Source organism: Thiorhodovibrio litoralis, from assembly GCF_033954455.1.
Classification (GTDB): Bacteria; Pseudomonadota; Gammaproteobacteria; order Chromatiales; family Chromatiaceae; genus Thiorhodovibrio; species Thiorhodovibrio litoralis.
In genome coordinates this window covers 3,972,586-3,994,522 of the sequence record NZ_CP121473.1, presented here as the reverse complement: position 1 = coordinate 3,994,522, position 21,937 = coordinate 3,972,586, and the positions used below count along the sequence as shown (strand labels likewise).

General features: G+C 61.3%; 23 protein-coding genes, 1 tRNA gene and 1 pseudogene. 7 read left to right on the top strand and 18 right to left on the bottom strand.

The window, feature by feature from the left end:
- Positions 1–184: 184 nt before the first annotated feature.
- The 7 genes from Thiosp_RS18070 to Thiosp_RS18040 form a co-directional block, all read right to left on the bottom strand.
- On the bottom strand, positions 185–904 hold the full coding sequence (locus tag Thiosp_RS18070) for an RpnC/YadD family protein (RefSeq protein ID WP_242518799.1): 720 nt from the start codon (positions 902–904) through the stop codon (positions 185–187).
- 73 nt (positions 905–977) lie between these two features.
- A complete protein-coding gene (locus Thiosp_RS18065) occupies positions 978–1,847 on the bottom strand; it encodes a DUF2887 domain-containing protein (protein ID WP_323696589.1) in 870 nt (289 codons plus the stop codon).
- A gap of 29 nt (positions 1,848–1,876) precedes the next feature.
- Positions 1,877–2,971 (bottom strand): Rpn family recombination-promoting nuclease/putative transposase, encoded by a 1,095-nt coding sequence (locus tag Thiosp_RS18060; RefSeq protein WP_201068228.1) that lies wholly within the window; start codon positions 2,969–2,971, stop codon positions 1,877–1,879.
- 42 nt (positions 2,972–3,013) lie between these two features.
- Entirely contained in the window at positions 3,014–3,172 is a 159-nt protein-coding gene (locus tag Thiosp_RS18055; protein WP_201068229.1) for a hypothetical protein, read from the bottom strand.
- Positions 3,173–3,489: 317 nt separating this feature from the next.
- Complete coding sequence (locus Thiosp_RS18050; protein WP_323696588.1) at positions 3,490–4,008, bottom strand: endonuclease/exonuclease/phosphatase family protein; 519 nt, start codon at positions 4,006–4,008, stop codon at positions 3,490–3,492.
- 54 nt (positions 4,009–4,062) lie between these two features.
- Positions 4,063–4,473 carry a type II toxin-antitoxin system VapC family toxin gene (locus Thiosp_RS18045; protein ID WP_201068231.1) on the bottom strand — a complete coding sequence of 137 codons (411 nt, stop codon included), beginning with the start codon at positions 4,471–4,473 and terminating at the stop codon, positions 4,063–4,065.
- Positions 4,470–4,733 (bottom strand): antitoxin, encoded by a 264-nt coding sequence (locus Thiosp_RS18040; protein WP_201068232.1) that lies wholly within the window; start codon positions 4,731–4,733, stop codon positions 4,470–4,472. The genes Thiosp_RS18045 and Thiosp_RS18040 overlap by 4 nt, the downstream gene beginning before the upstream one ends.
- A 379-nt stretch (positions 4,734–5,112) precedes the next feature.
- Here Thiosp_RS18040 and Thiosp_RS18035 point away from each other — a divergent pair, with 379 nt between their 5' ends.
- Both Thiosp_RS18035 and Thiosp_RS18030 read left to right on the top strand, forming a co-directional pair.
- Positions 5,113–5,601 carry a hypothetical protein gene (locus Thiosp_RS18035; RefSeq protein WP_201068233.1) on the top strand — a complete coding sequence of 163 codons (489 nt, stop codon included), beginning with the start codon at positions 5,113–5,115 and terminating at the stop codon, positions 5,599–5,601.
- A gap of 422 nt (positions 5,602–6,023) precedes the next feature.
- The gene (locus Thiosp_RS18030; RefSeq protein WP_242518800.1) at positions 6,024–6,446 is read left to right on the top strand and encodes a 3-phosphoshikimate 1-carboxyvinyltransferase; all 423 of its coding nucleotides are present in this window, start codon (positions 6,024–6,026) and stop codon (positions 6,444–6,446) included.
- 36 nt (positions 6,447–6,482) lie between these two features.
- Here Thiosp_RS18030 and Thiosp_RS18025 read toward each other — a convergent pair whose 3' ends face one another.
- The gene (locus Thiosp_RS18025; protein ID WP_201068234.1) at positions 6,483–6,620 is read right to left on the bottom strand and encodes a hypothetical protein; all 138 of its coding nucleotides are present in this window, start codon (positions 6,618–6,620) and stop codon (positions 6,483–6,485) included.
- 77 nt (positions 6,621–6,697) lie between these two features.
- On the opposite strand from Thiosp_RS18025, the gene Thiosp_RS18020 reads away from it, so the two are divergent.
- Complete coding sequence (locus tag Thiosp_RS18020; RefSeq protein WP_242518801.1) at positions 6,698–7,042, top strand: hypothetical protein; 345 nt, start codon at positions 6,698–6,700, stop codon at positions 7,040–7,042.
- Between the two features lie 118 nt (positions 7,043–7,160).
- Here the strand turns inward: Thiosp_RS18020 and Thiosp_RS18015 are convergent, their stop codons facing one another.
- The 5 genes from Thiosp_RS18015 to Thiosp_RS17995 form a co-directional block, all read right to left on the bottom strand.
- The gene (locus tag Thiosp_RS18015; protein ID WP_407702737.1) at positions 7,161–8,636 is read right to left on the bottom strand and encodes an ATP-binding protein; all 1,476 of its coding nucleotides are present in this window, start codon (positions 8,634–8,636) and stop codon (positions 7,161–7,163) included.
- An 817-nt stretch (positions 8,637–9,453) separates the two neighbouring features.
- Positions 9,454–9,663, bottom strand: a complete 210-nt coding sequence (locus Thiosp_RS18010) for a hypothetical protein (protein WP_201062931.1) — start codon at positions 9,661–9,663, stop codon at positions 9,454–9,456.
- Positions 9,635–10,459, bottom strand: a complete 825-nt coding sequence (gene istB, locus Thiosp_RS18005) for an IS21-like element helper ATPase IstB (protein WP_201062932.1) — start codon at positions 10,457–10,459, stop codon at positions 9,635–9,637. Before istB ends, Thiosp_RS18010 begins: the two co-directional genes overlap by 29 nt.
- Positions 10,460–10,461: 2 nt before the next feature.
- On the bottom strand, positions 10,462–11,961 hold the full coding sequence (gene istA, locus Thiosp_RS18000) for an IS21 family transposase (RefSeq protein ID WP_323696454.1): 1,500 nt from the start codon (positions 11,959–11,961) through the stop codon (positions 10,462–10,464).
- Positions 11,962–11,978: 17 nt separating this feature from the next.
- Complete coding sequence (locus Thiosp_RS17995) at positions 11,979–12,518, bottom strand: hypothetical protein (protein ID WP_201062934.1); 540 nt, start codon at positions 12,516–12,518, stop codon at positions 11,979–11,981.
- 736 nt (positions 12,519–13,254) lie between these two features.
- On the opposite strand from Thiosp_RS17995, the gene Thiosp_RS17990 reads away from it, so the two are divergent.
- Positions 13,255–14,382: an IS110 family RNA-guided transposase gene (locus Thiosp_RS17990; RefSeq protein WP_201068759.1), complete on the top strand. Its 1,128-nt coding sequence runs from the start codon at positions 13,255–13,257 to the stop codon at positions 14,380–14,382.
- Positions 14,383–15,017: 635 nt separating this feature from the next.
- Here Thiosp_RS17990 and Thiosp_RS17985 read toward each other — a convergent pair.
- Together Thiosp_RS17985 and Thiosp_RS17980 are read right to left on the bottom strand one after the other, a co-directional pair.
- Positions 15,018–15,407, bottom strand: coding sequence for a type II toxin-antitoxin system VapC family toxin (locus Thiosp_RS17985; RefSeq protein ID WP_201067789.1), 390 nt, complete (start codon positions 15,405–15,407; stop codon positions 15,018–15,020).
- The gene (locus tag Thiosp_RS17980; protein WP_242518693.1) at positions 15,394–15,741 is read right to left on the bottom strand and encodes an AbrB/MazE/SpoVT family DNA-binding domain-containing protein; all 348 of its coding nucleotides are present in this window, start codon (positions 15,739–15,741) and stop codon (positions 15,394–15,396) included. Before Thiosp_RS17980 ends, Thiosp_RS17985 begins: the two co-directional genes overlap by 14 nt.
- 77 nt (positions 15,742–15,818) lie before the next feature.
- Here Thiosp_RS17980 and Thiosp_RS17975 point away from each other — a divergent pair, with 77 nt between their 5' ends.
- Positions 15,819–16,247: an RpnC/YadD family protein gene (locus Thiosp_RS17975; RefSeq protein ID WP_201067788.1), complete on the top strand. Its 429-nt coding sequence runs from the start codon at positions 15,819–15,821 to the stop codon at positions 16,245–16,247.
- A 506-nt stretch (positions 16,248–16,753) separates the two neighbouring features.
- On the opposite strand, the gene Thiosp_RS17970 is transcribed toward Thiosp_RS17975, so the two are convergent.
- From Thiosp_RS17970 to Thiosp_RS17960, 3 genes are all read right to left on the bottom strand, one after another.
- Positions 16,754–16,830: transfer RNA gene (locus Thiosp_RS17970), tRNA-Arg, on the bottom strand.
- Between the two features lie 282 nt (positions 16,831–17,112).
- Entirely contained in the window at positions 17,113–18,822 is a 1,710-nt protein-coding gene (recN, locus tag Thiosp_RS17965) for a DNA repair protein RecN (protein ID WP_201067787.1), read from the bottom strand.
- The gene (locus Thiosp_RS17960) at positions 18,816–19,763 is read right to left on the bottom strand and encodes an NAD(+) kinase (RefSeq protein ID WP_201067786.1); all 948 of its coding nucleotides are present in this window, start codon (positions 19,761–19,763) and stop codon (positions 18,816–18,818) included. Before Thiosp_RS17960 ends, recN begins: the two co-directional genes overlap by 7 nt.
- A gap of 311 nt (positions 19,764–20,074) precedes the next feature.
- Here Thiosp_RS17960 and hrcA point away from each other — a divergent pair.
- Positions 20,075–21,132, top strand: a pseudogene (hrcA, locus tag Thiosp_RS17955) (heat-inducible transcriptional repressor HrcA).
- 83 nt (positions 21,133–21,215) lie between these two features.
- Positions 21,216–21,827: a nucleotide exchange factor GrpE gene (gene grpE / locus Thiosp_RS17950; RefSeq protein ID WP_201067784.1), complete on the top strand. Its 612-nt coding sequence runs from the start codon at positions 21,216–21,218 to the stop codon at positions 21,825–21,827.
- Positions 21,828–21,937: the final 110 nt, after the last annotated feature.

Below are 21,937 nucleotides of genomic sequence, written 5' to 3'. Positions count from 1 at the left end.
AGCCACTCTCGTCAGTCTCTCGGAAGACTTCGCGCAGCATGGCTGCCGTGATTTGATCCCGTTGGTCGAGGGTCGCCTCGTTGGGCGTTGACAATGACTCTGGCATGCTGGGAAGCTCCAAGCGGATCACGGCGCTTTGGGGGGTTCAGGAGCATGAGCGGCGATTTTCATCCCGCGTGTTGGGCTAGACATTGGCTTGGCGGAGAACCTGGAGCCAGGCCGGGCCGTCCGCGCTGAGCAACACGTGATCACCGAGTTTTTCCAATTGTTGGAGATCGACGATCCGCGCGAGCAGGGGCGCGCTTTGCTCGGCGATAGTGGGGCCAAAGCGGCGGCGGACTTGGCGGAGGAGCAGGTGTCGGGTGGCCTCCCGCCGACCTTGCTCTCGGCCTTGCTCCAGACCCTGCTCCAGACCCTGCTCCAATCCCTGGTGTTTCCATTGATCTGTCCAGGCTTCGAGATTTTCGGCGAGCATGTGATAGACCTCCATGAGATCGTTTAGGGGCGGAAACTCAATACCCGGCAGCCGTTTCGGCAGAAAGATGCGCCCAAACCACACGGCAAAGGCCCGGCGCAGGCTCGTTTGAGCGGAATCCTTGAGCCAGTCGACCAGGGTGCGCAGGATGGCCATGACCTCGTCCGAGCCATGGCTAGCTTCAAGCTGAAACAGCGCGGCACTGAGGTTGCGTAGCGGCAGATTTGCGGATTTGGCTAGGCGTCGTTCGTCGAGCAGCAGATAGCGCTGTTGGGGCCGATAGGCGGCCAGCACCGGTGGCGCGGGTTCAATCAGCGGCTCGAAGCAGATCAGCCGCGCCCGCGGCCAGCGCAGCCGGGGCGCTGTAGGAGTTTGGCGAACTTGCGAAAACGCGGTGACATGCGACGATTCCTTCTCTCGATCTTTCAAGCCAGCGGCTGTCGGCGGCGATGACGGCAACCCTGGCCCATGCGGCGAGGCCTTGACATTCACCGGAGGGTGCCTACCGCTCCGACCCGAGCAGGCTGTCCACGCTGTCGCCGTCGAAAATGGCATCGAGCCAGACATCGAGCTGCGCGACCGGGGCGGCGTCGATGCGCCGCTCGGCCTCAACGGACAGACGACCGAACCGCCGTTTGATCTGCCGCTTGAGGGTGGTCGCCTTGCCCTTGGCCTCGCCCTCGGCCTCGCCTTCGGCCTTGCCCTCGGCAAAGATGGATTGATAGGCGCGGGTCTCTTGAATGGGGGTTGCCAGATTCAACATGGCCCAGATCTCCTGTGCGGTCAGACCGCGGAAGCGTTCGAAAAACCAAAATTCCATCACTTGCGCCAGCCGCTCGCGCGCCTCGGGCGGGAGCGGCGCGGTCTGCAAGCCTTGCCACAGCGCCGGGGCGCGGGCGCGCAATTCCGCCTCGCCATCGATCAGCAGCGGGGCGAACACCGCCAGATAGGAATTCTCCGGCTCGCGTGCGAGCCAGTCCGGCAAAATCTGGTCGAGGACGACGATGCGCACGAGGTCGGGCGAGGCGCCAAGCCCGCGGGGATAAACCGGGACATCGCGCTCGCGCAGAAACACCCCGATGCCGATCACATCGCGCGTCGGATGCTGTTCGCCGTAGAGTCCCATCTTGGCCAGCAGATTGTAACCGGCCCGCTCGGCGCCTTGCCCCTGGAATTCGACCACATACACCGGCCCGGGGTGCCCCTCGGGCTCCAGCAGTCCGTCCAGACGCCGTTCCAGCGTCTTGAGCGTGGTGGAGCTGAAGTGATAGGCGCCTTCCAGCCGCATCCCGCCGGTCAACACCCGAAACGCCTCCGCACCGGCAGACAGAAAAAGGTAAATGGGGTGGTCGGTTTTCATGAATGGAGGCATGAGCGGCGATTCTCATCCCGCGTGTCCGGCTAGGCGCCGGCTTGGCGGAGCACCTGGAGCCAGGCCGCGCTGTCTGCACTGAGCAACACGTGATCACCGAGTTCTTCCAATTGTTGGAGATCGACGATCCGCGCAAGCAGGGGCGCGCTCTGCTCGGCGATGGCTGGGCCAAAGCGGCGGCGGACTTGGCGGAGGAGCAGGTGTCGGGTGGCCTCCCGCCGACCTTGCTCTCGGCCTTGCTCCAGACCCTGCTCCAGACCCTGCTCCAGACCCTGCTCCAGACCCTGCTCCAGACCCTGCTCCAGACCCTGCTCCAATCCCTGGTGTTTCCATTGATCTGTCCAGGTTTCCAGATTTTTGGCGAGCATGTCATAGACCTCCATGAGATCGTTTAAGGGCGGAAACTCAATACCCGGTAGCCGCTTCGGCAGAAAGATGCGCCCAAACCACACGGCAAAGGCCCGGCGCAGGCTCGTTTGAGCGGAATCCTTGAGCCAGTCGACCAGGGTGCGCAGGATGGTCATGACCTCGTCCGAGCCATGGCTAGCTTCAAGCTGAAACAGCGCGGCACTGAGGTTGCGCAGTGGCAGGTTTGCGGATTTGGCCAGGCGCCGCTCGTCGAGCAGCAGATAGCGCTGTTGGGGCCGATAGGCGGCCAGCACCGGTGGCGCGGGTTCAATCAGCGGCTCGATAGTGTCGGCGGCGTTCCAGACCTGCGCGCCATTGTAGAGCACAATCGGCAACACCGGCGGCAGACGTCCGGCGGCGCTCAGTTGTTCGGCGCGGATGAGATCCTGATAGAGCAGGCCAAGGTAGGTTTGGATGCGCACCGCCATCCAGGCGTCGATGGTGGATTGGAATTCCAGCAGCAGGTAGACATAGAGCCAGTCTTCGCCCCAGCGCAGGCGCCAGATGAGATCGTCGGCGCGGTCGCGCAGGTCGTCGGTGACGTAGCTGCCGCTGCAGCGCTCAAGGGTGTCGAGATTCAGCGCCTGAACCCAGTCGCCGGGGACGAAGCCGCGAAGCAGGTCGCGCACCATGGCGGCGTGGGCGAAAAGGAGTTTGTAGCCGCTGTCGTGGGTCGGCTCGCGCCGCTGCTGATGGGGGTGCTGTCGCGGCTTCATCGATCAGAAGGCGTTCATGGCAGGGGGATGCTCCCGAGCTGGTCACATCCGACGAAACAACCAATCGCCCTGAACGCGCTCGCCTTGCTCGAACTGCGCATTGAAGTGCCCGGCAACGCGAAAGCCGGCCGCGACCAGAAAGTTTTCGATCTCGGCATGCAAGGCTTGGCCTTGGTAAAGCTCCACGTCCGAGGCTTCCAATTGGCGTATTTGCGCAGGTGTGGAAGCATCAAACAGTCCCTCGTGGCGATCTGTTGCGGCGATTCTGGAGATTAGGCACAGATGGGATGTGGCGTTGGCGCCGCTCGGGGAAAAATACTAGCCAGTAATGGTCACAATCGCAACTCGGCGCGCACGGGATAATGATCTCCGGTCGGGCAAGAGACTACCTTCGTTTGTCGCGCCTGAAAGTTACGGGCAACAAAATGATAATCGATGCGGGGTTGGAAAAGGGAAATCGGGACGGGTCACCATTTTCGCATCCGCATCTACTTTTCCTCGCCGCCGCGGATAGCAGCTCAGTGCAGCGGTTCACCTGATAACCGCACGTTGGCCCGCACCGGGTAGTGGTCACCCGTGGGGCATTGCACTACCTCAGCTTGTGTTGATTGAAGGGATGGCGAAACAAAGACAAAATCGATTCGCGGTTGAAGAGGGCCAGGGAGTTTGTGATAGGTGCCTTCCAGGTAGCTTCTTGTCAGCCACGAGGCATCGCGAAACGACCGGGTGATGGTGCGGATCGGATAGGACCACGGGACGGTGTTGAAATCGCCGCCGAGCAGGGTTGGCAGATCACTGTCGACCTGGAGCCGGTCAACCAGTTCTCGCGCTGCAAGGTAGCGTGATGTGGGCGCGAAGAATTCCACCCAGAGGATCTTGGCCCATTCTTTGATGGCCAGCTCAAAGCGCCCATCGGCGGCGCGCATGTCCGACCAGTTGGCGTCGAGGTGCACGGAGCAGGCGCGTACCTTGCGCCCCTCGTGATCGAGCACAGCGCACAAGGCGCCAGCCCCTTTACCGATGTGGTCATCCCGCAATTCGAGGCGCTCTAGGCGGAGTTGCTGAGTGCGGCATCAAGCCCTATCCGCCGATCATGATTCAGCCCAGTCTTGCACCCGAAGGCCAGACACGCGGGTAAATTCGCGAAGGTTATGGGTCACCAAGGTGGCGTTTTCGGCGAGCGCGTGACAGGCGATCCAAAGATCGTTGGCGCCGATGGGCGTGCCCGCCGCTTTCAGGCGGCTGGCCTGTTCTGCGTAATGGTGGCAAATCGCCGGGGTTGTAGGATAGTGAATCGGAACCTGCCGCGCCAGAATCTCAAGTCGGCGCAGAACGTCCGCTTTGCGGTGACTGCGCTCCGCGCCCTTGAGGAGTTCTGCCCAGGTGACGAAAGACATGCTGAGGCTGTCGTCCTCAGGCAGGGCATCGATGCGCAGCGCGACGGCGGGCGGCTGGTTTTTGATGAGATAGATCAGAATGTTGGTGTCAAGAAAATAGATCACAGCGGGTCGCGCTCTTGGATGGGCAGGCGGTCTTGGCCCTCGGTTTCCAGCGCAACGACAAAGGTCTCGTCGATTTCACCTAACGCCTGCAGGGTCTGCATCAGCGCTTCGCCCCGTTGCCCACGCAGCGGGTGGAGTAACAGATCGCCCTCTGGGTTGCGCGAAATCTGAACTCGGTCGGTATCGATTCGGAACTCTGCGGGAATCCGCACGGCTTGGCTGTTGCCGTTGTTAAAAACCCGGGTAATCCGTGTCGGCATGTCACACCTCGCGCGGTGATGTATTTACAATAATGTATGTACAGTAACGCAACTGGCTCCCTTCCGGCAAGCGGTATCGGTGACGTTAACATTCGTGATGAAGCAACAATTCGTACTCCCCAATGATTGGCTTGCCAAGGAGCGAGCGTCATGAATAACCTATTATGGAAGCAAGGTACCGGCCATAAGGGTTGCCTGGGTTGGTCATATACCCCCACATGGCGTGACTACGGAGGTCAGGATGCTGAACGGGGAGTCAAATCTCGGTGGATTGTAAGAGCATGCGCGGTTGCCCCGGGGAATCGGATCGAGTGATCTGGTTGCTCGCGGGCTTTGCTTCGCCGCAGACCCGCGCGAGCAGCATCTGGACCAAAGCGTGATGAAGCGGAAGACTTGGATTTTTCTCTCCTTGGCATGTCTGACGCTTCTTCTAGGCGTCTATTACGACCCCTTCATCGAGGTGAGTCCATCGCTGATAGAGAATGGCAATTTCAGCGCCGGGCTGCAATCCTGGAAAATCCACGCCGGAACGCACGGACAGGTGCGGCTTGCCGAGGATGGGTCAGTCCTGTTGCGCTTGCGAGACTCTGAAAAGAGCGTCGGTCTACGACAGAAAATCGACACCAGGGCGCTGCAACATCGCGGTTTGCGCCTGTCAGGAACAATCAGAACCCGACAGGTGGCGGCAGGGCAAAAGCCTTGGCAAAATGCCCGGGTCATGATGAACACGCTTGAGCCGGACGGTGCCCGGGTCGGGCTGGGGGGAAACCTTGGGCGATTCCATCCAAGTCAGCTTGCGGCAGGTACAGGCCTTATGGCCGCCGCGAACAGGGACGGATCTGTTCACCCAGGAGCGAGCGCCGATTGACGGCGAGATGACTGGCCAGCGGAGTGTAGACCGACGGCTCATGGGGCTTTTATGGTCGATTTGGTTTGCAAAGCCACCACAACACAAAAACCTTTCCAAGTGCTACCGATGCCGAGTAAACCCCATCACCTGCCTCCGCCGGTGGCGGCGAATCGGCTAGAATCTCGGCATGGACGCGGTTTGATCCGGAGGACCGGCGCAAGGGGCTTGAACCAGACACCATCGAAGCCTGGCTGGCCAAACAGCGCCGCGATCATTGAGGGGAACATTTACTTGATCAAATGGTGCCAGTGATCGAGTGGTGCCAGAAACGAATAGCTTTCACGTGGGCTGCCGCGAGCGTGCTCCGTTTCGATGCGCCCAATTGTCCACTCGCCGCGTTCGTGATGTCCGAACACAGACGCAACTTCGGAGTTTATTGGATGGAGACCCATGTCGCTGATGCGTGTGCTGATTTGCGCAAGGATTCTGACTTAACGCCGCTGTTGGCGCGGATGCCGCCCGCTGTTCAGGCAAGCTTCTCCGAAGAACAGCTCGCCTATCTCAAGCTGGCGCTAAGTGCACGCAAATGGGGCCGCCACGCGATTGATTGGCGCGGCACCCTGAAGTTTTGGCGCCATCGGTATTATGTGGTCTTTCTGCTCGGTCGAAATCGCCGCGAGCTTTCCCGAGGCGAGCAGCAGGTTGGCCTGTTCATGCAGGCTGCATTCCTGACAGTGTTCATGACATTCAGCATCTTGACGGGTCTGTTGGCGCTCTACCTTGCCAAGTCGGCAGCTGGTATCGACCTTGTTCCCGGATTCTCTTTGGGAATTTGGGGTTGGTTCAAGGACGCTTTTCTTTAAATCCGTTGGGTAACCCCCCGGTAACTTCGCAATATCTCATTGCATCTCACCACCCGCAGCGGCGCGTTCGCGAATGATGTCTGGCAACAGGGGAATGGAGTGATGCTCGCCAATGCGGTCGCCGGGGTAGTCCCAGAGAATAGGGTCCAGGCTCGAATTATTTTCCCACGTCAAGCCTTCAACGCGCTAGGAAGGGGGAAGGCGTCGGCGCAGCGCTCCACCCCCGCCAGGGAATCGGCTACACTCCTCCCATGACTGCCGACACCCAAGCCGCTGACACCAGCGAGAAACCCGACTACGACAGCCCCTGGAAGGAGGCCCTGGAGAAGTTCTTCCCGGAGTTTCTCGCGCTCTTGTTCCCGGCCATCCATGCCGAGATCGACTGGTCGCGGGGCGTGCAGTTTCTCGACAAGGAATTCCAGAAGATCGTGCGCGAGGCCAAGACCACCCGGCGCACTGCCGATTCGACTTCCCGATGGTCAAGCTGCTCGACTACGCGGAGCCCGCGCGCTGGGCGGAGCTGGAAGCTAGCGACAATGTCTTCGCCTTGGCCGCCACCACGCCACACCCTTCGCCGAGGCGCCTTGGTCTGTTGAGCTGGAGCTGGAAATGGCTCTGAAAAGCCAGCTGCTCGATGTCGCCATCATCGAAGCGGCGGGGTTACCTGATTGCTCCGGATGCATCACGCGTCTGCGATGCACAATGACGCTTCGGTTATGGATGTGTTCGCAGCTCATTACAAAGATCAGCCAGACTTTGTGGTGAGCCCCCTTGGCGGCGGATAGCGACGGCTTGCGCGTGCGTGATGCGAGGGGCGATGGCCACGTATTCAACGTTCCAGCCCTGGTACATCTTGTGCGCGGCCAAAAAACGTGTCGCAGCAACCGCGAGTGTTGGTAGCGACCCAGCCAGTTTATCTGCCTGGCGCTTGCACGAGCCAAACCGAATCGTCTTCAGCTCCTCCGAAACCGCCACTAGGTCAACCTCAACATCTGAGCGGTCCCAGTAGCCTTGCATGTGCTCGGACAATGCGAAATCCCCCAAGCCCAACCGGCTTCGTTCCTCGTAGAGTTGGGCCGTCAGACTTTCTAAAGCGTGACCCTCGATCTCTTCCAAGCGCTCGTCCGACTGAGCAATCAGCGTTTCCAAAGGTCGGAAAGCAGACGCCGACACTGGCTTTTGCAATGCCGATAACCACGCACGCAAGAAGTTATCGCGGATGTAGTACCGTCCGCTGCGCGCTTTGGGTTTGGCGAAGATCGGCAGCCGTCGCTCGATCATCCGGTATCGCTCGGTCAGAATCTTCAGATGTCCGCCTACCTGCCTCGCTTCGCCTGGGCCAGAGACCGCCGCTAGATGCGCTTCGATGTCCGCATTGTTACACCCTGGATGTGAGGCCAGGAACTGAAGCACCATGTCGTATCGCCCACGCAACTCGCGCAGAAACCAGTTATCGGCCTCGTTACGCAACGGCGATGAACTGGAAAAAAACAGCTTTTTCAACAACGTCTTACGATCCGCATCCAGCACGTCCTGCTCGTAAGCATCCCGATAGAATTTCGGGACCCCTTCGAACAGATTCCAGAGGAATAGCAGACGTTCAGGATCTTCATCCGCGTGCGTGCGCAGAATCTCTAGAACAGCGCGGATATCCAGATGCCCGAGCTCCAGCGTGTCCGTTGTTCGGTTGAACAGAGGCGCCTGACGATCATCGAGCAGGGCCGTCATCTCTGCGTGCAAAGATCCCAGCACAATTAACCCACCAGCCACCTCTCCAGCCCGAGCGCTTAGCTGGTCCACCTCCGCCTGTAGCAACGAGCAGAAGTCGAAGAGTGGCTTTCGGTGGAAATACTGAAATTCGTCCAACGCGACCACGTAACCTGCCTTGGCTAGACGAGCAATCAAGCCGGCAAACTGCCCGAGACTGTAAACGCGCTCTTCCAGCCCAAAGGTTTCCAGATAACCATTGCAGGCCGCTACCACACCGGCTGGATCCGAATCCGGAATCTGGATGTAGAGCGTTTTGGTGACGTCCGCTGCACGCAGCGCCTGCTGAATCAGGGTGGTTTTGCCGATCCGTCGTCGCCCTGAAATCTGCAAAAAGAACCAGCGGCGCCGAGACAAAATACTCTGCAGCTGTTGCAACTCCGTCTGCCGACCGTAAAACGCCCACTCTGCGTGCGTACCCATAAAAGCGCCTTTAAGGAAAAAATTTTTACCTTATCCTACCCTGCGACCATATATCATTCAAACACAATAGCTTACGAAAGCTCCGTCGCTCTAGCGCTGAAGCCGATCAAGGAAAAGAGAAACAAATGGATCCAGGCTCGAATTATTTTCCCACGTTAAGCCTTCCATGCGCTCCGCAGCGGGAAGGCGTCGGCGAAGCTCTCCTCCCCCGCCAGCGAATCGGCTACACTCCTCCCATGACTGCCGACACCCAGGCCGCTGACACCGGCGAGAAACCCGACTATGACAGCCCCTGGAAGGAGGCCCTGGAGAAGTTCTTCATCAAACTGCTCAACTAAATTGCAGCGCAACTTTGTGTATCAGCACAGGCGACATTGATGCTAACTGAACCATCCTTCCATGCTAACGTCGAATGCCTGCATCGATACCTGGTTGCTATCCGCGAAAAACAGCCCACGAAGGCGGATCGACCAGAAGATGATCAGGAGCTAGAGTTCATCAAGCGAGATTTGACATGCATCTGTGGTCTTACCAGAGGGATATGCATCTCGGTTGCCGCCTCGCTGTGCGGGGTGTTAGTAGCCTATTCCGGGGATTGTTTCGAAATCTTAGAGTCGGACCATGTCATCACGAAGCATCTTGCCGGAGGACTCCGCACTGCGGTCAGATCTTGGGAATTGTTTGCGACGGTGTTAGCGGCTGAACAAACCTGCGGATAAACGGTGAAGTCCAGCCGCCCGACAAAGCGACGCCCTCGCTGAAGGCGAAGGGTGAGCCACCGAACAGCGAGCCGCGCCCGGTGGCCGGTGAAGGTCACTCAGAACGGATCATCGTTGTAGGAAGGAAACAACGGCAAGGGCAGCTGACGTTCATCGCGCAGTTGCTCCTGATAGGCCTGTTCGCGGGCCTCGGCGATAGCGAGGCCATGGATCTCATAAATTCCCTCGCAGAGCATCTCCAACCAGTCAACGACCGCCAGCGCCTGCTCGGGCGACCAATCATAGGGAATCATCGGGGGTGGATACATGCTCCTCTCCTGGCTGTGCTGGAGGCGTCTTTGACGCCGGCTTGGTCCGTGCCGCGCGCTGCTCACGCCGCCGCGTCGCGGACTCCTTCGCCTCCTTGAGCCGATAGGACTCCCCATCGATCTGAATGATCTCCGCGTGATGGACCAAGCGATCGATCAGCGACACCACACAGGCGGCATTGGGAAACACCTCCCCCCACTCGGCAAAGGGGCGGTTCGTTGTCACCAGGGTCGGATGCCTCTCATAGCGGCGTGACACCACCTCAAAGAGCAAATCCGCGTGGCGGTTGGAATACGACAGATACCCGATCTCATCGATCAGCAACAGCTGCACGCGGGCATAGGCATTCAGGCGCGCGCGCAGCGCCCGCTCCCCGTCGGCTTCCAGCAGCGCATTGAGCATCGCCGCCGCCGACGTGCACAGCACCGTGCGCCCGGCCAGCACCGCCTGCCGCGCCAGATTGCGCGCAATCGTCGTCTTGCCCACCCCGTTGGGGCCGATCAGCACCACATTCAGCGCCTCGGCGACAAAGCCAAGGCCCATCAACTCCTCAATCGCCGCGCGATCACAGCGCTTGGGCCAATTCCAATCGAAATCCGCCAGTGGTGTGAACCGCCCCAAGTGCGCCTGCTTCATGCGTCGCTCCAGCGAGCGCTGCGCCCGGGCCTCTTCCTCCCACTGCAACACGCTCACCAGCCAAGGCGCGTCCACCACCTCCGCCCAATGCGCCAGCACCCCATAGAGCTTCAGCGCCTGGGCGCGTTGTTTCAGCATCTGCGGATCCTGTTCACTCATGCTCAGTCCTCCCGTGGCGGTTCATCATGCAACTGGTCGTAATCCCCCAGCGCCGGGGTGCGCACCACCACCTCGCGCACCCGCGCATCCGCCGGCAGGGTGACCGGAATCGGCGGCGGCTGTCCGCGCGCCTCGCGGCGGCGCTCCAGCGCCAGGCGCACCGCATTGGGATGCGGCACCTCGCGCGCCAGCGCCTCCTCGATTGCCGCTGTCAGCTCCGCCGCCCCATAGGAATCGAGCAGGCGCAGCAAAGCCGCCGTCATGCTGCCCAAGGGCTCCCCGCGTTCAGCGGCCTGGGTCAGCAGGGTCTGACTGATCGGTACCGCCTGGATCAACCGATCCTGCCCCCGGTGCTGACGCGCGGCGCGCTTGCGCGCCACCAGCTCGGCCACATGCGCCGGGTCCTCCACCTGCGCCCCGGCATCGAAGGAGCGCGCATGAGTGGCGATCACCGCGGCCCCATCGAGCACCCGCACCTGCCCGAGCGACGCCACCACCGTGAGCGTGCGGCGCACATGAGTGTGGGGAATGGAATAGTCGTTGCGGTCAAAGCGCACATAGGGCGTCTTCCCGACCGACACCGCCACCTGCTCTTCGGTAGGAAAGGGAACCGGCGGCAAGGCCAGCAGATGCGGGCGTTCTTGTTCAAAAACCGCGCGCACTGACTGCGCGCGGTCCTCCGGGCACGGCCGATCCGCCGCCTGGCCCTGACACCAGGTATCAGCCTGGGCATTCAAATCCGCCAGATCACTGAAGGTGCGCGCAGCAAAGAAACTGTCGCGAATGTAGCGAATCGCCCGCTCCACGCGGCCTTTTTCATTCCCTCGCGCCACCGCGACCGGACGTGGCTCGAAGCGATAATGACCGGCCAGTTCCAACAGCGTTGGATGAAAGCGTATTGCCTCGCCCTGGCGCTCAAGCACCGCGCTTTTGAGGTTGTCATACAGCAGCACCCGCGGCACGCCGCCCCAGGCCGCGAAGGCGCCGACATGCCCGCGCAGGAAGTTGGCCATCTGGGCATCGAGAAAGAAGCGCAGAAACACCGCCCGCGAGAAGCTCAGCACCATCACAAAGGCCATCAGGGTGCGGGTGGCCCGGCCAATGGTGAGCTTGCCAAAGTGGCCCCAGTCGACTTGGGCCTGCTCACCGGGCAGGGTCTTTAAGCGCAGAAAGGCCTCGGGCTGCGGGCGTGGGCGCACATGGGCAATCAAATGGCGGAAATGATCCGGCCCGCCGCGATAGCCGCGCTCGCGCACCATGGCATAGAGCCGGCTGGCGGTGAGACGCGGATAGGTCTTGAGCGTCTCCACGACAAAGGGCAGATAGGGGTCGATGAGCGAGGGACGCGCGGCGCGCTCGACTTTGGGCAGTCCGGACTGGGACAGCACCCGATCGACGGTGGCGTGATGCACGCCGAGCTGCTGGGCGATGGTGCCGACGCGCCAGTGCTCAGCAAGGAAGTAGCGCAGGATCTTGGCTTCGAGCTCGGAAGGGATGGTCATGATGGCTCCTGTTGGCTTCAGGGGTCGCGGCCAGCAACGCCTGACTGCGGGCGGCGGAGAAAACCTTGGCGCAGAAGAGGCGAGCACTCACACCCGCAGCGATGACAGGGCACCTCGGGGACCTGGGCATCATCGGCAACCGCCGCGGGATTGAGAACGGCGACCGGCTCTGCCACGGCAATCGGCGTGGGGGTGTTCTCACAGGAGCATTGATCGGATGGGCGCGGGGGTGAACCCTGATGCGTCACTTTTTCGCGCTGGCGACGGCGGTAGCGCGCTTGGCGGGCGGCATGGGTATGGCGCCCGCGACGGCTGGATTGGTAGCGTCGGGCGGCGGCACGCTGGGCGTCGTGCCGGGCACGTTGTGCGCAGGTGGGGCCGCAATAGCGGTTGCCGCGATCACAGCGACTGCAGAGTACGACCTGCTGACGGCAACGGGCACAGAGGAACAGACGGGCACTGAGGCATGGGGCGCAATGGGCGCACATCGGCGGCTCCCGCCGATGAGGGTGGATGTATTCTCCCGCCAGGCCGATACTGCCGGCGGGCCGTGCCATGCACGGTTGGGGGCGCGGTCGCGGAGAGACTGTGGTGGTCGAAGCCGCGGTCGCGCCTGTCTCAACGGCCCCAAGCCTCTACCTGCTTTTTCCGCGGTTGTCACCCCCGACGAGGGCGATGACGCGACCCTCCCGCAACACCAAGCCGCCGCGCGCGGGCGCTGCGCCGAGGAGCGCACACCGTCCAGTCGCCCTCCGGGCTCCTTCCCGGTGTGCGCTCCTCGGCCCCTGGATCTGCCTTTCCACACCAACCTGAGACTGGGGTTTGTCACCAGCCTCGTTGGCGGTTGACTGCGCTATTCACCGGCTATAAGCGCTTTTTGAGCGCCATCTACAGACGGCGCTTGAAGAAATTGACGCAAAGGTCACGTCGCATTTTTGCGCATGTTTCTTGGACGATTTCGACGCCTTTGTGCAAGTGATGCGGCAGTATCAGCCGGGCAATTCCGAAGGGCGGCGCCCAAACCTCAAAGCGGTCGAATCAGCCGCGAAGCCGGCCGCGAGCAGATCGCGCGAGTCGGCCTGAGCCCAGTCCTGGCGAGGCCTAGCGCTGGTCTGACCCCGACATGGGATTGCGCATAATCTATAGCGAGTCGCCACCTGCCGAAAACCCCCGTCAATACCCGTATCGGTAACAAATAACCCATATATTTGGATCAAGAATAGAGAATAGAAACTATGTAGGCCATCCAAGTCTAAGCCTCGACATTAACCCCGAGCCACGAGGAGACCGAACATGACCACTGCCGCTGTCCAAACGCCGAAGACCACCCTCTATCTGGCCCTTGAGCTGAGCAACAAAACCTGGAAGCTGGGCTTCAGCAACGGCGAGAAGATCCGCATCAAGACCATCGAAGCGCGCGATCTTCCCGCCTTGCACGAGCAGATCGAGATCGCCAAGGGGAAGCTTGGACTCAGCGCGGATTGTGTCATTGAAAGCGTTTACGAAGCCGGCCGGGATGGATTCTGGATTCATCGTACATTGGAATCCTGGGGGATTCACAGCCGCGTGGTCGACTCGGCCAGCATTCAGGTCAACCGCAAGAAGCGGCGCGTGAAGACCGACCGGGTCGACGTCGAAGCGCTGCTGGTGCAGCTCATGCGGTATCTTGGCGGAGAGAAAAAAGCCCTCGCGGTGGTGAACGTCCCCAGTGCCGGGGCCGAGGATCGGATGCGGCTGAACCGCGAGCGCGAGCGACTGATCCGCGAACGTGGCGCCCACAGCTCCCGAATCAAATCGCTCTTCATCGCCCAGGGTCTCGTCATCGAGCGTCTCAACGACACCGTCATCGATACTCTCGATCACTTGTGCACCGCCACCGGCGAGCCCCTTGGCGCCGACCTCAAAGAAGAGATCCGCCGCGAATACCAGCGCTATTGCTTGGCTGATGAGCAAATCCGCGCCATCGAGCAAGAACAAAAGCGCCGCGTCGAGCAAGCCACCGACGTCTCCCACCAGCAAGTCGCACGCATGCTCGAGCTCAAAGGCATCGGCTGGGTTTCGAGCTGGATCTTGGTCATGGAATTCTTCAGCTGGCGCGGCTTTCGCAATCGCCAGCAGCTGGCCGCCTGTGCCGGGCTCACCCCCACGCCCTATGCGAGCGGTGATGATCAGCGCGACCAAGGCATCAGCAAGGCCGGCAACCGGCGCATCCGCGCGCTCATGGTTGAACTGTCCTGGCTGTGGTTGCGCTATCAGCCTGACAGCGCCCTGAGCCGCTGGTACCGCGAGCGCTTTGCCACCGGCGGCAAACGCATGCGTCGCATCGGCATCGTCGCCCTGGCGCGCAAGCTGCTCATCGCCTTGTGGCGCTATCTCGAACAGGGCGAGATCCCAGACGGCGCGGTGCTCAAAGCCGGCTAAGGCCCGCCGCCCGCGGAAGACATCCAGTTACCCCCAACGGCCAAGCACAGCGCCAACGCCCGAGGAGAGAGCAACGCGACGGATCACGGTCAAGGTTGTCGAAAGCGCCCGACTGGAACCTGGGCTGACCCCTGGTCATGCCGTTTTAAAAGAAGGGGCGCTTTCCTTTTCAATCGGTTTCAGCGGCGAACATCGCATGCAATTTCAGGTGACCGGGCTTCCCGGCACGGATAGAAGGTGGAGCGGATTCGCACAGAATCCGTCGGCTTTCAAACCGAGACAACCCATGGCTGTCACAACGCTCGCAATGCCGATGAAACCGAGCAAAACGCGCTGACCAAACGGCCGCCATTGCACAGGAGAACGAATAAGCGAGTGACGATTCAAAGTGAGTGATCAGGCTATTTGAAAGCGTGTGAACAGCGCTCGACGCCGTTGCCATGCGCGAGCGTTTCGATGAACCACGCCCGCCCCTTCGGGGAGAGAGAAGCGCGGCGGATCGGCCGATTTGCGCGCTCATGCAATGCGGGAACGACTGTAACGTTCTGATTTGCTCGACGGTACTGAATCGGACAAGGCTTTCAAAAGGGCTTGACAAAACACGCCTCATAGAAGGGGCCAGGCTTGAATTGTTATCAAAGAGCTATAACGCCCTTCGATTGAAGTCTCTTCGCGAACTTAACGAGCTTCTCATCAAAGGTCGCAAACTCTGCCGCCTTTGCGCTGCTCGCTAGATGCAACGCATCGGCAAAGTCCATGCCCTGCTCATGCCTGTCGAGCGCCATGACGACAACCCCGATATTCTCGACTTCGACCTGTTGCAGGCCGATCACTTTTCGCAATGCACAGACGATGGCCTCGCGGGAGAGTTGGTAGGAAAACCTGAGTACCCACTCGGTTTCTAGCAGCACCGTCTTGGTGAGAAAAATACGTTCTCGCTCGAATAGTGCTATCGCTCTCGGGCTCTGTTCCGGATCGTCATTGGTGACAATTCGTACGATGACATTTGTATCAATCGCGAGCATGATTTTCGCGCACTCCCCGGGCGATGGCTTCCTCCATTTCGTCGAGGGATTTGGCCGGACCTCGGTAGCCCGCGCACCCAACCACGTCACTAAGCTGGGTTGACGGGACCGGCTTCTTCGGCCGCAGGACGATGCCGTCCTGACATTCTTCGATCTCGAGCTCGGTACCCGCCGACCAATGATAATTCTCCCGAATCGTCTTCGGCAGAATGACCTGACCTTTGCTGGAAAGACGTGTTGTTTCCATGTTGTTGATGATCGCTGGCCGAAAAACGTAAGACATGATCTTACCAGCAACAATTGGGTCCAGGCTCGAATTATTTTCCCACGTCAAGCCTTCAATGCACTCCGACGCGAGAAGGCGTCGGCGCAGCGCTCCACCCCCGCCAGCGAATCGGCTACACTCCCGCCATGACAGCCGATACCCAAGCCGCTGACACCGGCGACAAACCCGACTACGACAGCCCCTGGAAGGAGGCCGTGGAGAAGTTCTTCCCGGAGTTTTTCGCGCTGCTGTTCCCGGCCATCCATGCCGAGATTGACTGGTCCAAAGGCGTGCAGTTTCTCGACAAGGAATTCCAGAAGATCGTGCGCGAGGCCAGGACCACTCGCCGCTATGCCGACAAACTCGTCGGCGTCACACGGCGCGATGAGACGCCGGTTTGGGTGCTGGCCCATGTGGAAGTGCAAGGCGATCCGGAAAGCGACTTTGCCGAGCGGATGTTCACCTACAATTACAAAATCCGCGATGCCTACCAGGTGCCGGTGGCGAGCCTGGCGGTGCTGGCCGATGGAGTCCATAAACATTTGAGATTGCCGCCGCCCATCAGCGAGGAATGATGGAGACCCCGGCAAGCACCGGGTTTTTTTTTGCTTGCTCAGATAGTTAGAGTCGCCAAAATTGGCGGCTCTAAACTCTTGAGAACATTCAAGATTGCAGGTAGACAGCCAAGCGCGGGTAGCGTAATCTGGCAGCGGTTGTCCTGTTAACCGAGCAGGATGACCGCGGACTCGGGCTTAACGAGCTTCACGCCCCGAGCGAACCCGGCCCTGTGTCGGGTTTTTTGTGCCCGTCGATCTGGGCGCACACTGCCCGCCAAGCTCTAGCATTGCTGTAGCAATGCTAGTAAGTGGTTGATTTTCGGCGTTTTTCGACCGCCGCACATATTCCGGCATGGCTTGGTTATGGGTATTCCGACGAAATACACCATCGTCAGCACCAGGCCACCGAGATCAGCCTCGATCATCCGCCGCAGCCAGGCCCGGAAAGTGTGGGCGGATGTGTGGGCTAGATCGAAGCGAGCGGGAACAAAAGCCTTTATAAATCAGTATTGTGGTGAATCGAATGGTGCCCTCGACAGGATTCGAACCTGTGACCTGCCGCTTAGGAGGCGGCTGCTCTATCCTGCTGAGCTACGAGGGCCTGTGGAGCTAATGGGGGCGAAGTTAAAATCCTAACAAAGGTGCGCCGCGGCGTCTTGGTGAATTGGCGGCTGCGTGCGATCGGCAAGGTAATTTCTGTCGATTTTCCTCCCAGCTCACTTCGCTTCCGCGGGGCGACGCATGGGTGATAACCAGGTACGATCATTTTGCGGAAAAGACCGAGGCTTCCTCGTTGTCACTTGCGCTTGGGGCAGTCCTTGCAGCGTTTGCCTTTCTTGTAGTTTTTGCAGCACTTGTCCTTGGTTTTGCTTTTGCTCATTGGTTAGGACTCCTGCGCTGATGAGTCTGTGCTGTTGCTGGCAGATTTCTCTGGTCGTGCCAGCATTTCCGCGGCATGGGCGCGGGTGGTGGCGGTGATGTCGGTGCCGCCGAGCATGCGGGCGATTTCTTCCACGCGCTCGTCCGCCGTGAGGGCGTTGATGTCGGCAAAGGTCTGTCCATCGCGGGTTTGTTTGTGCACTCGCAGTTGATGGTGTGCCTGCGCGGCGACCTGGGGCAGGTGGGTGACGCAAAGCACCTGGCGCTCCTCGCCGAGCTGGCGCAGTTGGCGGCCGACGATTTCCGCCACGCCGCCGCCGATGCCGACGTCCACTTCGTCGAAGACCAGCACGGGGATGCTAATACAGTTGGCGGTGGCGACCTGAATCGCAAGGCTGATGCGCGAGAGTTCGCCACCGGAGGCGACCTTGGCCAAGGGCTGCATCGGCTGGCCGGGATTGGCGCTGACCAGAAAACTGATCTGATCGAGCCCGTGCGCGGCGGCGCTGGCGATGTCCTGGTGTTGGATGTCGATGGCGAACTGGCCGCCGGCCATGCCCAGTTCCTGCATCGAGGCGGTGACAGTCGCAGCCAGGCGCTCGGCGGCGGCGCGGCGCGCGGCGCTGAGTGTCTCGGCTGCGGCGAGATAGTCCGCGCGGGCCTGGTCGCGCTCGGCGGCCAGGCTGTCGAGGTTGGCGTCGGCCTGCTCGAGCGCATCGCATTCCTCCTTGAGCTGCTGGTGGAGCTCGGGGAGCTGGGCCGGCAGCACGCGGTACTTGCGGGCAATCTCGTGAATGCGGCTCAGGCGGTCTTCAATCTCCTGCAGGCGCGCCGGGTCCATGTCGAGCGCGTCGAGATACTGGCGCAGGTCGGAGGCGGCTTCTTCGATTTGCACGGCGGCGCCTTCGACGAGCTCGACGCTTTGCGCCAGGCGACCATCCAGGGCGCTGAGTTCGGCTAAGTCGCTTCCGGCGCGGCCGAGTTGGTCGTGCAGGGCGGGCTCGCCATCGTAGAGCAGTTGCAGGATGCGCGCGCTGGTCTCCTGAAGGCGCTCCTGATTGGCCAGGCGGCGTTGGTCGACGTCGAGTTGGTCGAGCTCACCGGCGCTGAGCGCCAGGTCGTCGAGCTCATTGAGCTGAAAGCGCAGCAGCTCCAGGCGGTCGGCGCGCTGCTCGCCCTCGGCGGTCAGGCGTTGCCAGCGCTCGTCGCAGTCGCGGAAATGCCGAAAGTGCCGGGCTGTTGCCTGGCGCAGGTCGCCGTGGGCGGCATAGCCATCGAGCAGCTCGCGCTGGGCGGTGGCGCGCAGAAGGGATTGGTGGGCATGCTGACCGTGTATATCCACCAGCAGCTCGCCCAGAGCCTTGAGCTGGCTGCCGCTGGCGCCGCGGCCGTTGATGAAGGCGCGCGAGCGCCCGCTGGGCTGCAGCACGCGGCGGATGGCGCACTCGCCGTCGTCGTCCAGTTCCTGCTCGGCGAGCCAGTCGCGTGCGCGTGGGCAGTTGGTCAGGTCGAAATGGGCACTGACCTCGGCTTTGTCGCTGCCGGCGCGAATCATACTCGCGTCGGCGCGTTCACCCAGGGTCAGGCCGAGGGCGTCGATCAGAATGGACTTGCCAGCGCCGGTCTCGCCGGTCAGGGCGGTCATGCCGGGGCCGAATTCCAGCTCCAGGCGGCTGACGATGACCAGGTTATGGACGAGAATTTCTGTTAGCACCTTGGGCTTTCCTGTCCATGTGCGCCCCAGCCGAGCTTGGCGCGCAGTAGTTGAAAGTGATCATGCCCGCGCGGATGTAATAGCTGCACCCGGGTCTGGCCGCGGCGAATCCGCACTGCCCGCGCCTCGGCAAGCGAAAAGGCGACTTGGCCGTCGCAGGTGAGTCGCGCTGTTTCGGCGTGGCGATGGCAGAGCCGTATCTCGATCTCGCTGGCTCCATCGACGACCAGCGGCCGATTGCTCAGGGTATGGGGGCAGATGGACACCAGCAGCAGGCTGTCGAGCGCCGGGTGCAGGAGTGGGCCGCCGCCTGAGAGGGCGTAGGCGGTGGAGCCGGTCGGGGTGGCGATGATTAAGCCGTCCGAGCGTTGCGAGTTGATGAAGACGCCGTCGATGTAGGTCTCGAACTCAATCATGCGCACCGTATCCCACTTGGAGATCACGGCCTCGTTCAGCGCCTTGCCGGTCCAGTTGTCTTCGCGGTCGCTGGCGTCGGCCGCCGCTCCGAGCAGACGGGTCTCGAGCAGGCTGCGGTGCTCGACATCGAAGTGTCCGTCGAGAATTTCATTCAGTCGCGTCTCGATGCATTCCGGTGACAGGTCGACCAGAAAGCCCAGGCGCCCCAGGTTGATGCCAACCAGCGGCGTGTCGGTGCGGGCGATGTCGCGCGCGGCATGCAGGAAAGTACCGTCGCCACCAATGACGATGATCAGATCGCATTGCGCGGCCAGTTCGGCATAGGGACTGGCATGCGCATCGCCCTCTGGGGAGGGGGTGCCCTGGTGGTCTGGGCCGGCGCTTAGCAGATCGGCTGTCGCGGGCTCGAGCAGCGTGCGGTGGCCGCGCCGCTCGAGGTGCTCGAGCAGCCGCTGCAGGGCGGCCGGCACGCGAGTGTCCGGTTCTTGCTTGCCGATGATGCCGATGGTGTGAAAAGCGCGCATGCGGGTGATTGTACCGGGTCGCTGGTTGCGGCTCGAAATGACCGCGACGCGAGGGATTATAACGGATGGCGCTGGCGCTAACTCCGGTCCGAAGCAGGGCGGGTGTCTACCGCTGGCTTGACAGTCGCGGCGCATGTGCCTAAATTGGTGGGTCGTTAGCACTCTGGGTTAGTGAGTGCTAACGGCAAAAGCGCGCAGGCGCACAGCGGCATTGTTGCCATAGCTGCGGCGCCTGCGGCCGGCGGGGCGGGCGCCCTTGTTGGTCGTTAGCTCGGTTGGTTGTTCGGTCTCTGATTCTACAAGAGGTTGGGATGGCTGGGACGCACGGCAGCAGCGAAACCAAAGTCAGCGAGCGAGCGTCGCATTTTCTCAAGACGCTGATCGAGCATCACATTCGCGACGGGCAACCGGTCGGGTCGCGCACCCTGTCGAAGGAAACCGGGCTGGACCTTAGCCGGCCACGGTGCGCAATGTGATGTCGGACTTGGAGGAGATGGGGCTGGTGTCCTCGCCGCATACCTCGGCGGGACGGGTGCCAACCCTGCTTGGCTATCGGCTGTTTGTCGATAGTCTGCTGACCATCAAGCCGCTGGATGAAATCGACGTCAATGCGCTGCGTTGCGAGTTCGAGCCGTTAGATGACGCCACGGCGTTGGTGGATACAGCTTCGCGATTGCTCTCGGGCGTCACGCGTCTGGCCGGCGTGGTGATGCTGCCGCGGCACGAGCGCGACGTTTTCCGGCAGATCGAGCTGCTGCCGCTGTCGGGTAAGAAGGTGTTGGCCATTCTGGTCACTGGTGAGGGAGAGGTTCACAACAGGATTATCCACACCGAGCGCGCCTTCACTCCGGCGCAGCTGGTGGAGGCGTCGAACTTCCTCACCGAGGTGTTCACCGGTCAGGACATGGTCGAGGTGCGCAGGCGGTTGCTGGAGGATTTGCAGGCGACTCACGAGCGCATGGACGAGCTCCTGCACCAGGCGATGGAAATGGCGCAGCGGGTGGTGGAGTCGGCCGAGCACAAGGACCAGCTGCTGGTTTCGGGCCAGACTAACCTGATGCATTTTGACGAGCTGGCCAGTATGGACCGGCTCAAGGCGTTGTTCGAGGCCTTCAGCGAGAAGCGGGAGATTCTCTACCTGCTCGATCGCTGCATTAAAGCTGATGGCGTACAGATCTTTTTTGGCGGCGAGTCCGGTTATGAGGTACTCGACGACTGCAGTTTGGTGACCACGCCGTACCGGGTGGATGGCGAGGTGCTCGGAGTGCTTGGGGTGATCGGCCCCACCCGCATGGATTACCAGCGGGTGATTCCGGTCGTGGACGTAACCGCGCGGCTGCTGGCAGCGGCGCTCAGACAACACAACTGACATTGATACCTGGCTTGCGTGCTGGCTGCGGCTCCTACAAGTGGAACGCGGTGCGGCGGGAGCCATCGCGGAGGTGACAGGGCATGATGAATGACCAGGCGGGACAGGAACAACCGCAAGGGCCTGACGAGCAGTTCGAGACGCCGGCAGGCGAGCCAGCCAGCCAGCAGACCGAGCAGGGCGCGGACCAGACGGGCGAAGCCTGGCCGGATGATCCGGCCGCGCTGATCGCGCTGATTGAGGAGGAACGCGCGCGCAGCGAGGCGGCGCGCGATCAGCTCCTGCGCGCCCGCGCCGAGGTGGAGAACATCTCCCGGCGCAAGGCGAAAGAGCTTGAGAACGCGCACAAGTTCGCGCTCGAGAACTTTGTCCGCGAATTGCTGCAGGTGCGCGACAGCCTGGAACTCGGGCAGGCCGCGGCGAGCGAGCCGGATGCCGATCTGGTCAAGCTGCGCGAGGGCATGGACCTCACGCTCAAGCTGCTTGGCGACGTGATGGGCAAATTCGGCGTCGAGCAGGTCAATCCGATGCATCAGCCGTTCAATCCGGAATTCCACCAGGCCATGTCCATGCAGCCACGCGCCGATGTCGATCCCAACACCGTTGTCGCCGTGATACAGCGTGGATATACACTAAATGGCCGTTTGGTGCGACCGGCGCTGGTGATGGTGTCTCAGGCTATTGAGCAGGGTTGATGCCGCGGGGGCGCGAAGAGCCGGAGCGGCTTGAAGAGGCGTCTGCTCCGGATATTGGCGGCCGAACTCGGCGTAATAATTGGGCGCAAACCTTAGAGTAAGACTTGAAC

Bases quoted from the DNA above. Each gene is read 5' to 3' on its own strand.
- Thiosp_RS18065 (WP_323696589.1), bottom strand. From the start codon at position 1,847: ATGCCTCCATTCATGAAAACCGACCACCCCATTTACCTTTTTCTGTCT.
- Thiosp_RS18060 (WP_201068228.1), bottom strand. From the start codon at position 2,971: ATGAAGCCGCGACAGCACCCCCATCAGCAGCGGCGCGAGCCGACCCAC.
- Thiosp_RS18040 (WP_201068232.1), bottom strand. From the start codon at position 4,733: ATGCCGACACGGATTACCCGGGTTTTTAACAACGGCAACAGCCAAGCC.
- Thiosp_RS18035 (WP_201068233.1), top strand. From the start codon at position 5,113: ATGAAGCGGAAGACTTGGATTTTTCTCTCCTTGGCATGTCTGACGCTT.
- Thiosp_RS18030 (WP_242518800.1), top strand. From the start codon at position 6,024: ATGGAGACCCATGTCGCTGATGCGTGTGCTGATTTGCGCAAGGATTCT.
- Thiosp_RS18020 (WP_242518801.1), top strand. From the start codon at position 6,698: ATGACTGCCGACACCCAAGCCGCTGACACCAGCGAGAAACCCGACTAC.
- Thiosp_RS18015 (WP_407702737.1), bottom strand. From the start codon at position 8,636: ATGGGTACGCACGCAGAGTGGGCGTTTTACGGTCGGCAGACGGAGTTG.
- Thiosp_RS18010 (WP_201062931.1), bottom strand. From the start codon at position 9,663: ATGTATCCACCCCCGATGATTCCCTATGATTGGTCGCCCGAGCAGGCG.
- istB (WP_201062932.1), bottom strand. From the start codon at position 10,459: ATGAGTGAACAGGATCCGCAGATGCTGAAACAACGCGCCCAGGCGCTG.
- istA (WP_323696454.1), bottom strand. From the start codon at position 11,961: ATGACCATCCCTTCCGAGCTCGAAGCCAAGATCCTGCGCTACTTCCTT.
- Thiosp_RS17995 (WP_201062934.1), bottom strand. From the start codon at position 12,518: ATGGCACGGCCCGCCGGCAGTATCGGCCTGGCGGGAGAATACATCCAC.
- Thiosp_RS17990 (WP_201068759.1), top strand. From the start codon at position 13,255: ATGACCACTGCCGCTGTCCAAACGCCGAAGACCACCCTCTATCTGGCC.
- Thiosp_RS17985 (WP_201067789.1), bottom strand. From the start codon at position 15,407: ATGCTCGCGATTGATACAAATGTCATCGTACGAATTGTCACCAATGAC.
- Thiosp_RS17975 (WP_201067788.1), top strand. From the start codon at position 15,819: ATGACAGCCGATACCCAAGCCGCTGACACCGGCGACAAACCCGACTAC.
- Thiosp_RS17960 (WP_201067786.1), bottom strand. From the start codon at position 19,763: ATGCGCGCTTTTCACACCATCGGCATCATCGGCAAGCAAGAACCGGAC.
- grpE (WP_201067784.1), top strand. From the start codon at position 21,216: ATGATGAATGACCAGGCGGGACAGGAACAACCGCAAGGGCCTGACGAG.